The sequence below is a fragment of the Lysinibacillus sp. NPDC097162 genome (genome assembly GCF_044762185.1).
Taxonomy (GTDB): Bacteria; Bacillota; Bacilli; order Bacillales_A; family Planococcaceae; genus Lysinibacillus.
In genome coordinates, this window is the sequence record NZ_JBIWDT010000004.1 from 11,872 (window position 1) to 23,551 (window position 11,680).

At 39.6% G+C, this 11,680-nt stretch carries 13 protein-coding genes; 7 read left to right on the plus strand and 6 right to left on the minus strand.

Features of this window, described 5'->3' with window-relative positions; genetic code table 11:
- Positions 1 to 16: 16 nt before the first annotated feature.
- Complete coding sequence (locus ACIQXW_RS16810; protein WP_340822390.1) at positions 17 to 760, minus strand: arylamine N-acetyltransferase family protein; 744 nt, start codon at positions 758 to 760, stop codon at positions 17 to 19.
- Positions 761 to 956: 196 nt separating this feature from the next.
- Here ACIQXW_RS16810 and nagB point away from each other — a divergent pair, with 196 nt between their 5' ends.
- Positions 957 to 1,670, plus strand: coding sequence for a glucosamine-6-phosphate deaminase (nagB, locus tag ACIQXW_RS16815; RefSeq protein WP_402764487.1), 714 nt, complete (start codon positions 957 to 959; stop codon positions 1,668 to 1,670).
- Positions 1,671 to 1,771: 101 nt separating this feature from the next.
- The gene (locus tag ACIQXW_RS16820; protein ID WP_402764021.1) at positions 1,772 to 2,674 is read left to right on the plus strand and encodes a S66 peptidase family protein; all 903 of its coding nucleotides are present in this window, start codon (positions 1,772 to 1,774) and stop codon (positions 2,672 to 2,674) included.
- 201 nt (positions 2,675 to 2,875) lie between these two features.
- Here the strand turns inward: ACIQXW_RS16820 and ACIQXW_RS16825 are convergent, their stop codons facing one another.
- From ACIQXW_RS16825 to ACIQXW_RS16835, 3 genes are all read right to left on the minus strand, one after another.
- On the minus strand, positions 2,876 to 4,453 hold the full coding sequence (locus ACIQXW_RS16825) for a catalase (protein WP_401020154.1): 1,578 nt from the start codon (positions 4,451 to 4,453) through the stop codon (positions 2,876 to 2,878).
- Positions 4,454 to 4,731: 278 nt separating this feature from the next.
- A complete protein-coding gene (locus ACIQXW_RS16830; protein ID WP_401020152.1) occupies positions 4,732 to 5,241 on the minus strand; it encodes a hypothetical protein in 510 nt (169 codons plus the stop codon).
- Positions 5,242 to 5,255: 14 nt separating this feature from the next.
- Positions 5,256 to 5,945, minus strand: a complete 690-nt coding sequence (locus tag ACIQXW_RS16835) for a B3/B4 domain-containing protein (protein WP_402764024.1) — start codon at positions 5,943 to 5,945, stop codon at positions 5,256 to 5,258.
- Between the two features lie 59 nt (positions 5,946 to 6,004).
- Here ACIQXW_RS16835 and queG point away from each other — a divergent pair, with 59 nt between their 5' ends.
- Both queG and trmL read left to right on the plus strand, forming a co-directional pair.
- Positions 6,005 to 7,135 (plus strand): tRNA epoxyqueuosine(34) reductase QueG, encoded by a 1,131-nt coding sequence (gene queG, locus ACIQXW_RS16840; protein WP_402764027.1) that lies wholly within the window; start codon positions 6,005 to 6,007, stop codon positions 7,133 to 7,135.
- Between the two features lie 14 nt (positions 7,136 to 7,149).
- Complete coding sequence (gene trmL, locus ACIQXW_RS16845) at positions 7,150 to 7,623, plus strand: tRNA (uridine(34)/cytosine(34)/5-carboxymethylaminomethyluridine(34)-2'-O)-methyltransferase TrmL (RefSeq protein ID WP_340822398.1); 474 nt, start codon at positions 7,150 to 7,152, stop codon at positions 7,621 to 7,623.
- Positions 7,624 to 7,850: 227 nt separating this feature from the next.
- Here trmL and ACIQXW_RS16850 read toward each other — a convergent pair whose 3' ends face one another.
- Both ACIQXW_RS16850 and ACIQXW_RS16855 read right to left on the minus strand, forming a co-directional pair.
- Positions 7,851 to 8,885, minus strand: a complete 1,035-nt coding sequence (locus ACIQXW_RS16850; protein ID WP_402764030.1) for an LLM class flavin-dependent oxidoreductase — start codon at positions 8,883 to 8,885, stop codon at positions 7,851 to 7,853.
- Positions 8,886 to 8,897: 12 nt separating this feature from the next.
- Positions 8,898 to 9,743, minus strand: coding sequence for a VOC family protein (locus ACIQXW_RS16855; RefSeq protein WP_402764033.1), 846 nt, complete (start codon positions 9,741 to 9,743; stop codon positions 8,898 to 8,900).
- A gap of 421 nt (positions 9,744 to 10,164) precedes the next feature.
- Here ACIQXW_RS16855 and ACIQXW_RS16860 point away from each other — a divergent pair, with 421 nt between their 5' ends.
- Genes ACIQXW_RS16860 through ACIQXW_RS16870 form a run of 3 tightly spaced genes read left to right on the plus strand, consistent with a single transcriptional unit; the run spans position 10,165 to position 11,660 of the window.
- On the plus strand, positions 10,165 to 10,335 hold the full coding sequence (locus ACIQXW_RS16860) for a hypothetical protein (RefSeq protein ID WP_173479841.1): 171 nt from the start codon (positions 10,165 to 10,167) through the stop codon (positions 10,333 to 10,335).
- Between the two features lie 22 nt (positions 10,336 to 10,357).
- Positions 10,358 to 10,798: a hypothetical protein gene (locus ACIQXW_RS16865; RefSeq protein ID WP_402764037.1), complete on the plus strand. Its 441-nt coding sequence runs from the start codon at positions 10,358 to 10,360 to the stop codon at positions 10,796 to 10,798.
- Positions 10,799 to 10,829: 31 nt separating this feature from the next.
- Positions 10,830 to 11,660 (plus strand): aldo/keto reductase, encoded by an 831-nt coding sequence (locus ACIQXW_RS16870; protein ID WP_402764040.1) that lies wholly within the window; start codon positions 10,830 to 10,832, stop codon positions 11,658 to 11,660.
- Positions 11,661 to 11,680 lie beyond the last annotated feature (20 nt).

Below are 11,680 nucleotides of genomic sequence, written 5' to 3' on the forward strand. Positions count from 1 at the left end.
AACAATGCATCCTTTTTTAAGTGATCGATATATGAAAATAACGTTCAAGAGCTTGCTGCCACTCTTGCTCAGTATGTGTTGTATAAGTTGTTAAAGATTGCCCTTCATATATACGAAATTCATTATTGAACATAGTATGTCGTCCAGAAGGAGTGCGAATCATTGCGATTTTATTTTTTTGGTGTGAAAGCCGTGGGGCAAAATTGGCATCGTTATCGTTATCTGTGAAGTTGTAAAGTAGACGCCAATTGTGTGGTGTTTGCTCATAAAGCATCCAACCGTACGTGTCATCCCATTCAATTTTGTATAGCTCATTACCTTCTCGATGTTCGTGGTGAGCAATTAACGGAACTGGTTTACATGGGGCTAGTGCACCTACACCAACGTCAGAGATATAAGGTACACCGTCAAATTGGACGAGAAGTAGCTGATGCATAGGGACATCTTCAAGTGGTGTATTTGCATCCATATTGCGCCAAAATTGTGCATAGCGATTTGTGACAGAAAAACCGAGTTCACGAAGTAACCAGCTATATAAAATATTTAGTTCAAAGCAATTGCCTCCGCGTCGTTGAACAATGATTTTTTGAAAAAGATCAGGAATAGCAAAGGAGATGCCGCGTTTCAAGGCAACGTCTAAATTTTCATAGGGTATTGTATGTAGATGTTTTGTTTGTAATTGACCAAGTAGCTTGATAGACGGCTCTATAGATCCTTGAAATTGAAGATAATTTAAATATTGTTGTATTTGAGAATTCATAAAATCGCCTCACTTCCTTACTAATTAACATAACCGAAATAGCAAAAGAATACACGTAAAAAATAGATAAAGAAAATAATAGAAATACAGCTAAATAACTTGTAGAATTAATATATTCACTACTAGATAGTAATGAATTTCCCATTTTTAGTTAAAAATAACGATTCTAAAGGTAGGTATATAAATGACGAATGAAATAAAGTGGATAGAAGTAAATTCTTACGAAGAAATGAGTGAGGTAGCTGCACATATTTTTACTGAGCAACTACAAGCAAAACCTGCAAGCATTTTAGGACTAGCAACAGGTGGTTCACCAGTTGGCATGTATAAAGAATTAGTTAAGCGTCAACAAGCTGGTGATATTTCCTTTAAGGAAGTTAAAACATTTAATCTTGATGAATATGTAGGTTTAGAACAAACTAGCCCTGCAAGCTATTGGACGTTTATGCATGAGAATTTATTTAATCATGTAGATATCAATGAGGAAAATATACATTTACCAAATGGTAAGGCGGAGGATTTAGCCGCTGAATGTGTAGCATATGATGCTCGAATTGCGGAAGCTGGTGGTATTGATTTACAGCTGCTTGGTATTGGGGTAAATGGACATATTGGCTTTAATGAGCCTGGTACGTCATTTGATTCGCTTACAAACATTGTCGAACTTACAGAATCAACGCGAACTGAAAATGCTATTTATTTTGATCGCCCAGAGGAAGTACCTACGCATGCTATTACAATGGGTATCCAATCAATTATGAATGCGAAGGCAATTGTTCTCATTGCATTTGGAGAAAAGAAGCTAGAAGCTATTGAAAAGTTACGAGGCGGGGAAGTGACAGAAACGTTCCCAGCTAGCAGATTATTAAATCATCCTAATGTTACTGTTATTTACGGTGGTACAAAATAAAAAATTAAGGCGTAGACTTCATTTTGCAGTCTACGCTTTTTTATTTTAGTCTGATAAATGATGCATATGCTAGAATTAGAGATAGAATTGGAGGGGGTAGTGTGATAAGTACAGTCGCACATTTAGAAAAAGGCGATACGGTTGGTGTTGTATGTTTGTCCAGTCTTGTGGAGCCAGAAAAATTAGGAGATGCATTAGCTTTTCTAGATGAGTTAGGCCTCCGCTATAAAATAGGGGACACGATTACGGCGAAGCATGACTACTTAGCAGGTAGTGATGAAGTGAGACTTGCAGACTTTCATGCAATGGTTCGAGACCCTGAGGTGAAGGCAATTTTTTGTGTAAAAGGTGGATATGGCTCTGCGCGAATTGCTAGTAAAATTGATTATGAGCTACTAGCAGAAAACCCGAAAATTTTCTGGGGCTTCTCTGATCTTACATATTTGCATTGTGCAATTAATGAATATGCAAATATAGTGACCTTCCATGGACCTTTGCTAATGGCTACAGATAAAATGGATGATTTATCGAAAAAGATGTTTTTACAGTTGTTTACTCCGATGGAAATACAGTATACAGAGGCTATTTCGTCGTTAACAACGATTGCACCTGGGATAGCACGTGGACCAATTATAGGCGGTAATTTACGTCGCCTAGTAAGCACTTTGGGCACAAAATTTGAAGTCCATACTGAAGGTAGAATTTTAGTGATAGAAGATATTGCAGAAACGATTCCACGGATTGATTCTATGTTACAGCAGTTAAAGCAAGCAAGAAAGCTAGAACAATTAGCAGGTGTAGTTATTGGTTCATTTACGCAAACAGAAGCAAGTGATGATGCTCTTCTAACGTTAATGAAAGAGTATTTTAGCGATTTAGGAATACCTGTCGTAGCAGGTTTTAAAATCGGGCATGAAACAACGAATATTGCTATTCCATTAGGGGTCGATGCAATTTTAGATGCACAGGAAAAAACGCTTCGTCTTTTACCGGGTGTTCATTAAATTGTTTGAGTGCCTGGCACTAGTTTAAAAAGAAGCAAAAATCCACTTTGCTTTTCTCGGGCACAAAGTAAGAACGCAACCCTCGCTAAAGCGAGGCTTGTTGCATCTTACGTTTTGTACATTCCCGAAAGGAGTATAAGTGGATTTTTATTTTATTGTTATCTGAAAATTAAAAATTGTTTGAGTGCCTGTCACTTTTTTTTAATATGGTTCGGCATCATGTCCTTTGTCGACAGCCTCTTTAGGTGCGTTATCACCGTCAATATTACCGAGAGGTTTTGCAGAGGATGCATTGGTTTGTGCCATTTGTAAACCTTCATTTAATAAGCGACCATATTCTTCATCTGCCTCTGAAGCTAATGCAATCATTGCCTCTTGAATCGCCATATTACAAGTCGATAAATCTCTAATCAAGTTTTCCAGCAGTTCATCGCGTTCCCATTGCTCAAAATTACGATAGGTTTCACCTGCTTGCTTCGTATTGCTTTGGCGATCAATGGATTCTCGAACAAGATTCCCTTCAATAAATGGTGTGTATTCCTTCGCTGTTTGAGCGGCTTCTTTTAAACCATTTAACATTGATGGCTCGTAGTTGATATGTGGATTTTGTCCAGGCGCTAAATCTCGTTTATACAGCATTTGCCCACCGTTTTGGTTGGTCGCTACACGTTTCTTAGGTGCATTAATAGGAAGTTGTAAATAGTTGGCACCAACTCGGTGACGTTGCGTATCAGAATAAGAGAAAGTACGTCCTTGGAGCATTTTGTCGTCGGAGAAATCTAAACCATCAACGAGGACACCTGTTCCGAAAGTAGCTTGTTCCACCTCAGCAAAATAGTCTTCTGGGTTTTTATTTAACACCATTTTTCCTACTGGATACCATGGGAACTTGTCGTTTGGCCAAAGTTTCGTATCATCTAGTGGGTCAAAATCAAGCTCGGGATGAGGACCATCCTCCATAATTTGCACGTTTAACTCCCATTCAGGATATTCGCCACGTTCAATAGCATCGTATAAATCTTGTGTTGCATGGTTGAAATTTTTTTGTTGGATTTCTTCTGCTTCTTTTTGTGTTAAGTTTTTAATGCCTTGTAATGGCTCCCAGTGGTACTTAACAAGTACACCTTTGCCTTCACTATTAACCCATTTATACGTATTGACACCTGAGCCTTGCATCATTCGATAATTAGCTGGAATACCCCAAGGTGAATAAACAAAGGTTACCATATGGAAGGATTCGGGAGAACTTGCGCAGAAATCAAAAAAGCGCTCGACATCTTGAATATTTGTAATTGGATCGGGCTTAAAAGCATGTATCATATCAGGAAATTTCATAGCATCGCGAATAAAGAAGATTTTTAAATTATTTCCAACTAAATCCCAGTTTCCATCTTCCGTATAAAACTTAACAGCAAAGCCTCGTGGATCTCGTAAAGTTTCTGGAGAATGCCCTCCGTGGATAACTGTAGAGAAGCGGACGAATACGGGTGTTTGTTTGCCTTTTTCCTGAAACACTTTTGCTCTTGTATAGTTAGAAATAGGGTCATTGCCGACAACTCCGTATGTTTCAAAGTAGCCATGTGCACCTGCTCCACGAGCATGTACGACACGTTCAGGAACTCTCTCACGGTCAAAGTGACTTATTTTTTCAAGGAAATCGTAATTTTCAAGCGTCGCTGGTCCTCGATTTCCGACAGTTCGTAAATTTTGATTGTTTGTAATAGGGTGGCCTTGGCGATTTGTTAATGTATCATCTTTTTCTTCATGAGAATGGTTCATACCTATTGCTCCTTCCAATTGTACTAAATAAAGTTTGTCCAATTGATTGGCAAAATAGACATAAAAAAACTCTCCCACACACAAGGTGCAAGAGAGTTTTCGGATGGCGTTTTGAAATCATTATATGCTCGAGTTTTGTTATGCCTTTGCCAATGGTTGGTTATAGGTCATCGGTCATAAAGTAACAGGTCACATGTTATTGGTTTATTCTAGTTGTCTACCTAAGTAGTTTTTGAAAACAGCCATCCGACTCGGTTTGGAGTCTCACCGCCCCGAGCTTAGAAATAGCGAGAATCGTCAAATTGTATTTCAACGCTGTAGTTTTTGGCATTAATTAAATTAGAGAGCTTATGTGCTTCTTTCTCAAGTTGAAGAGAACGTTCCCGATACGCATCTGGTTCGTACATAGCAATATCATAAAGCATTGTACCTTCGCCATAACCCATGCGTACACTTTCTTTCTCATGTGTGCCAAAATGTTTACATAGCTCAGCTTCCGCGCGAAGCTGTGAAGCCAATTCTATGGCCTCTACAAGTGCAAGCTTCTCACCCTTAAAGTCTACTGTATTATTTATATTCGCCTCATAGACAAGACGATCTAATGTTCGTATATCAAGACGTACTTGAGCCAGCTCACCTTCAACAACAGTCATTGGACGATTGCTCGTTTTAGGTGCTTGTCCTTTTTCAACAGTCACAAAGGCACTACGATGTAACTCACTAATAAGTTCCTGAACCTTTTTAGCTAAAATGCTTTTAAGTTTAACTGCTTCTGCAAGATTAATCATGAAAACACGTCCTTTTATAGAGTAGTAGATGGTGTTGTATTCGTTAAAAGGGCAATTTGATAGTCTCCGCCATGAATTTGATTGAACATTTTACCGGCAGACGCAAGAAGCTTTTGGGCATCTTCCGTTGAAAGGGAAGGACGAAGATAGAAAATATGTAAAGCTTCAGTCGTCGCCTCGGAGACTGCCGTACGTTTTGAATCGACGAACGGTGAACCAAATGGTCCCTCCTCATCACGACTACAAAGTATATGATTTAACGTATTAAAGCGTCCATTTAAGCCTTCATAGCCGGTTTCTTCATTGCCAAGTGCAATTTCTACGTTACCTTTAAGATAAGCTAGATCATAGATGCCAACTGGAATTTCATATTGAAGGGAGAAAAAATTATTTACATCCACACCTGAATGAAACGGTGTTAAATAATTTTGCTTACTAACTCTGCGCATTAGGCTTTCAGCCGAGTGACGATAACGGTTCGGATCTGCGCCAAGCTTTTTCCAAAGTTGTCTCCATTCTGCAATGCCTTTACGTTCAGTTACAGGTTGTTCCTGCATTTCTAAATAGAGGTTTTCCTGATACAATTGCAAGCGACCTTTAATCATTTGGGGCGATTCTGCTACGACAATTTTGGTATAATGAATAATGCCGATTTTCAGCTCTGGAAGTTGCGTTAACAACGATGGATTAAGTGATACTTCCATAAAAAATCACCTACTTTATTTATTTTAATTATTATATCATGTAAGGAGTTGGAAATAAAATGAACATACATGACCTGCAACGAGAATTTGTGGCGTATGCAATGTCCATTGGCGTTGATAAAATAGGTTTCACAACGGCAGCTCCCTTTACAGAATTAAAGAATAGACTGCGTCGTCAACAGGAGCTTGGTTTCCAATCAGGTTTTGAAGAGAGCAATATTGAAAAACGAACGGAACCGCTTCAATTGTTAGACAGTGCAGAAAGTATTGTTGCTATAGCAGTCGCATATCCTTCACGGATGAAAGATGCTCCTATTGGTAAAAAGGGGGCACGACGGGGCATATTTTGCAGAGCATCTTGGGGCGTCGATTATCATACTGCATTACGAGAGCGCTTGGCATTACTAGCAGCTTGGCTAGAAGAACGAGTGCCCAATGTGCGCATTGAGTCAATGGTAGATACAGGTGCACTTGTCGATAGGGCCGTAGCAGAGCGTGCAGGTATTGGCTGGAGCGGGAAAAACTGCTCAATTATTACACCGGAGTTTGGCTCATATGTATATTTAGGAGAACTAGTGACAAATATCCCGTTTGCCCCTGATAAGCCAATGGAGGATGAATGCGGTGATTGCCGTTTATGCTTAGATGTTTGTCCAACAGGTGCATTAATCGAAGGTGGGCAGCTAAATTCACAGCGTTGCATAGCCTTTTTAACACAAACGAAAGGGTATCTTCCAGACGAATTCCGCTCACATCTAGGGAACCGCTTATATGGTTGCGATACTTGCCAAACAGTTTGTCCAAAAAATAAAGGGAAAATCAATTGGATACATGAGGAATTTAAGCCTGATCCAGAGCTTGCAAAGCCATTACTAACACCCCTTTTAACAATTTCCAATCGGGAGTTCAAAGATAAGTTTGGACATGTTTCTGGCTCATGGCGCGGTAAAAAGCCAATTCAACGCAATGCCATTTTAGCTTTAGCCCATTTTAAAGAGGAAGCGGCAGTACCTGATTTAATTGGGCTTCTAGAAAAAGATGAACGACCAGTTATTCGCGGAACGGCTGCATGGGCATTAGGCAAGATTGGCGGGGAGCTAGCAGAAATAGCGTTACTTGCTGCAAAGAAAAAGGAACTAGACGAGGAAGTACTCGTTGAGATAAACAAAGGATTACAATTTTTTAGCTAAGGAAGTGTTTCGTTATGCCATTGCATATCGTTTTATATCAACCAGAAATTCCAGCAAATACAGGGAATATTGCACGTACTTGTGCTGGTACTAATACCTCACTACATTTAATTCGTCCACTTGGTTTTTCGACGGATGATAAAATGCTAAAACGTGCTGGCTTGGATTACTGGCATAGTGTCAACGTGGTGTACCACGATTCACTTGAGGATTTTTTAGAAGCATCTAAAAAAGGTGACGTGTATTTAATTGAAACATATAGTGAAGAACCGTTTACTACGCATGATTTTAGTGATAAGGATCGGGATATCTACTTTATGTTTGGAAAAGAAACGACAGGTTTGCCTAAAGATTTTGCCTATGAACGCAAAGATATGTGCCTACGAATTCCGCAAAGTGAACATGTACGTTCATTAAATTTATCAAATACTGCCGCGATTGTTATTTACGAGGCTTTACGACAACAGGGCTACCCAGGTTTACACTAAGAAATGAGAAAAAGTGTTAGATTGACTGTATCAATCTAACACTTTTTTGCTTCAGCAGAGTGCACAAGTTGGTGGTAGCGAAGGCGGCGACTCCTGCGGGAACGCACAAGCAAAGTAACAACCCTCGCGTTAGCGAGGGTTGCGTACGGTGTGCCCGCAGAAAGTATCCGCCATAGCGGACATCAACGATAGCAAAAATGACGAACTTCTTTGCCTTTGTAATTAAATTACTCTTTTAGTGCTTTATTGACCGCTGGCATAATTTGAGTTCCTAGCAGCTCAATGGATTTAGCTACTTGTTTAAATGGTACTGCACCAATATCGAGCTGTGCCATAAAGCGGGAATGACCAAATATTTCATGCTGCATTAATATCTTTTCAATGATTTCATTTGGGCTACCAACAAATAGTGCATTGTGGCCAGCCGTCATACCGTCAAATCCTTCTTTAGATAAATGATAACGCATACCGCGCTGTGCATTTACATAATGCCAATAATTTGAGTAATACGGATAAAATTCTTCCTTAGCCTGCACTAAGCTTTCGGCAAAGTAAGCGTGACCAGATACAGTAATTTTCGCTTTATTCAAATCATGTCCTGCTGTGTGCAATGCTTCACGATATACATCAACTAAATGCTTAAAGCGGCTTGGATCTCCACCTAAAATTGCTAAGTTTAAGCCAACTCCATAGCGTCCCGCGCGAATAGCACTTTCCGGTGTTCCACCAACTCCAACATGAATAGGAATTTCACGACTAGCACGTGGTGCAATTTCAGCATTTTGAAGCGGTTTGCGATAATGTCCACTCCACGTTACACGCTCTTCTTTGTTTAATTTTAAAAGTAATGCTAAGTTTTCCTCAAAGAGTGCATCATAATTATCCACATCATAGCCGAACAGCGGGAAAGATTCGATAAAGGCTCCTCGTCCAACGGCAATTTCAGCTCGACCATTTGATAATAAATCGAGTGTTGCGAAATCTTCGTATAAGCGTACTGGATCTACCGTACTAAGCACAGTTGTCGTACTCATTAAATGAATATTTTTTGTTCGCTGTGATAGCGCTGATAATACAACGGGTACGGCTGAAATGGCATAATCTAAACGATGATGCTCTCCAACACCAAATACTTGAAGACCTGCTTCATCAGCAAGTTGCCCGTATTGCATAACTTCATCTAGTCGTTCCTTAACACTTGGCATATAGCCATTCACTGGATTTTTTCCGATATCTGCTAATGTATATACACCAAATTCCATAAGATAGCCTCCTTAAAATTTTAGTAAAATAGCATTACCAGCAGGATCCACTGTTTGGAAACCGCCATTAATATCAATAACAGACGCTCCAATTTGGCGTAAGTTTGCTTTTATTTTATTTGCCTGCACTTCATTATCCAAACGAAGCGAATATGATTTTAGACCAATCTGATTATCTCCAAGCTTTGGAGCACCTTCAGAATACCATGTATTTAAGCCGATATGATGATGATAGCGTCCAGTAGATATAAATAATGCTTGCTCGCCATAGCGTGTGACAATGTCAAAGCCTAAGCCTTTCGTATAAAACTCCTCAGCAGCAGCTAAGTTGGATACAGATAAATGAATATGCCCCATTACCGTGTTGGCAGGAAGACCTTCCCATGAACCATTAGCTTCTACTAATATTCCAGGAATATTAAGCGGCTCAGTTACCATATGCACTTGGTCGTTTTGCCAAGTCCAATCATTTTCAGGACGATCTACATAAATTTCAATACCATTTTCGTCTGGATCGCGTAAATAAAGTGCTTCACTTACATCGTGATCAGATGCGCCAAAGTACACACTTGATTGACGGAAATGAGTAATTATATTTGCTAAATCACGACGTGTTGGTAACAGTAATGCAAAGTGATAAAGTCCACTTGTAGTACGCGTTTTTTGTTCGACCGATTCCGGTTGAACAATAGTTAGCAATGCTGTTTTACCATCAGCAGTTAGGGTAGCTCGATTAGATTCCTGTTGTAAAACTTTAAAGCCAATAATTTCTTTATAGTATGTTAGTGAGCGTTGTAAATCACTTACTTTAATTTCAACATTAGTAACATATGTGTTTGGTTTTTCATGAAAATGCATAGAAGAAAACCTCCAATTTCTAGTTATTATTAATCATCAAGTTACTTTATGTAAGTAAGTATATTTAATAAAGTAGTAGAAGTCAAGTAATTATGAAGCCGAAAAAAAAGAAGTAACCGCAATGGCTACTACTAAAAAAATAAGAAAATCACTAAGTATCATACTTAGTGATTTTCTTGAGCATTATTTGTCCGCTTTGTAGTCGCCTTCGTACCCAGCAGTGAAAATAGCAGCTAAGAAAGCAACAGTTACACCAATAATTAATAATAACTTCATGGAAGAACCCTCCTCATGTTTATAAGCAAATCTCTTTTTAGTATAGCCTATCTATTATAAAAATGAAACGTCCTTGCTAAATAAAATATGTCAGAAATGGTTCAGACTTTAATATTTCGGGAAAACTATTATAGAGGTGATAAAAATGGAAAAAAAGGTTCCGAATATAGAAAACGGCACAATGGCGAGAAATTTTAAAGAGTTACAAGATTTAGGTAAACAAATGGAACATCTCCGTGATGGTCAAGAACTTGCCGAGGATGACCGTATTGCAGACCCGATCCAGGTAGATGAAGAACCCGAAGACAAGCAATAGGAAAGCCTCACGCAAAGCAGGCGTGAGATTAGGGAGTGGATTCCGCGGAGCAGGGCGAGAATTCCGCGGAGCAGGGAGAGAATTCCGCGAAGCAAGGCGAGAATTCCGCGAAGCAGAGGTAGAATTCCGCGGAGCAAGGAGTGGATTCCGCGGAGCAGAGGAAGGATTCCTCGGAGCAGGGAGAGAATTCCGCGAAGCAGGGAGAGAATTCCGCGAAGCAAAGGAAGGATTCCGCGGAACAGGGCGAGAATTCCGCGAAGCAAGGAGTGGATTCCGCGGAGCAGGGAGTGGATTCCGCGAAGCAGTGGTAGAATTCCGCGAAGCAAGGAGAGAATTCCGCGGAGCAGAGGAAGGATTCCGCGAAGGAGAGGAAGGATTCCGCGAAGCAAGGAGAGAATTCCGCGAAGTAGAGCAAAATACCCGCGCAAGAAAAACATTATTTTTAATCCAATTTTTTGTATAATGAAACTAGGAAAAGAAAGGGGCTGATGTTTTTGAATTTACAATCAACAAAAACGTTAACAAATGGTATTGAGATGCCTCGCTTTGGTCTAGGCGTATACAAAATGACAGAACGTGATGAAACGTTACAGGCTATTGATAAGGCGTTGAAAGTGGGCTATCGTGCGATTGATACTGCTTCGTTATATGGTAATGAGGCAGAGGTGGGTGAGGCAATTCGCCACTCAGGCATTAAACGCGAGGATATTTTTGTGACAACAAAGGTTTGGAATACTGACCAAGGGTATGATGCGACGCTACGTGCTTTTGAAGTATCATTGAAAAAATTAAATATGGATTATTTAGATTTATATTTAACGCATTGGGTAGTGCCTGAAACATATGAGGAAACATACAGAGCGATTGAACGTTTGTATGATGAGAAGTTACTACGAGCAACAGGTGTGTCAAATCATCATGAACATCACCTGCAAAAACTATTATCAAAAGCTAATATCGCGCCAATGGTCAATCAGGTTGAATTGCACCCTTACTTACAACAAGATGCATTAAAGGCATTTTGTGCAGAGCATGGAATTGCTGTTACAGCATGGTCACCGTTAGGTCGCGGAGGGGTGCTGGATAATTCAACAATTCTTGAAATTGCACAAGAGCTAGGGAAGTCAGCTGCACAAGTAGTGCTTCGTTGGCATTTGCAAAAGGATACGCTGATTATTCCAAAATCAGTAACACCAAGTCGTATTGAGGAAAATGCACAAATATACGATTTTGAATTAACGCAAGCACAGATGGATAAAATGGCAACATTAAATCGTAATCAACGTTTTGGTCAAGATCCAGATAATTTTAAATTTAATTTTTAACCATAGAAAATCCCGCTATC

Excerpts from the sequence above, each read along its gene's own strand:
- ACIQXW_RS16810 (WP_340822390.1), bottom strand. The coding sequence starts at position 760 with ATGAATTCTCAAATACAACAATATTTAAATTATCTTCAATTTCAAGGA.
- ACIQXW_RS16825 (WP_401020154.1), bottom strand. The coding sequence starts at position 4,453 with ATGAACCATTCTCATGAAGAAAAAGATGATACATTAACAAATCGCCAA.
- ACIQXW_RS16830 (WP_401020152.1), bottom strand. The coding sequence starts at position 5,241 with ATGATTAATCTTGCAGAAGCAGTTAAACTTAAAAGCATTTTAGCTAAA.
- ACIQXW_RS16835 (WP_402764024.1), bottom strand. The coding sequence starts at position 5,945 with ATGGAAGTATCACTTAATCCATCGTTGTTAACGCAACTTCCAGAGCTG.
- queG (WP_402764027.1), top strand. The coding sequence starts at position 6,005 with ATGAACATACATGACCTGCAACGAGAATTTGTGGCGTATGCAATGTCC.
- trmL (WP_340822398.1), top strand. The coding sequence starts at position 7,150 with ATGCCATTGCATATCGTTTTATATCAACCAGAAATTCCAGCAAATACA.
- ACIQXW_RS16850 (WP_402764030.1), bottom strand. The coding sequence starts at position 8,885 with ATGGAATTTGGTGTATATACATTAGCAGATATCGGAAAAAATCCAGTG.
- ACIQXW_RS16855 (WP_402764033.1), bottom strand. The coding sequence starts at position 9,743 with ATGCATTTTCATGAAAAACCAAACACATATGTTACTAATGTTGAAATT.
- ACIQXW_RS16860 (WP_173479841.1), top strand. The coding sequence starts at position 10,165 with ATGGAAAAAAAGGTTCCGAATATAGAAAACGGCACAATGGCGAGAAAT.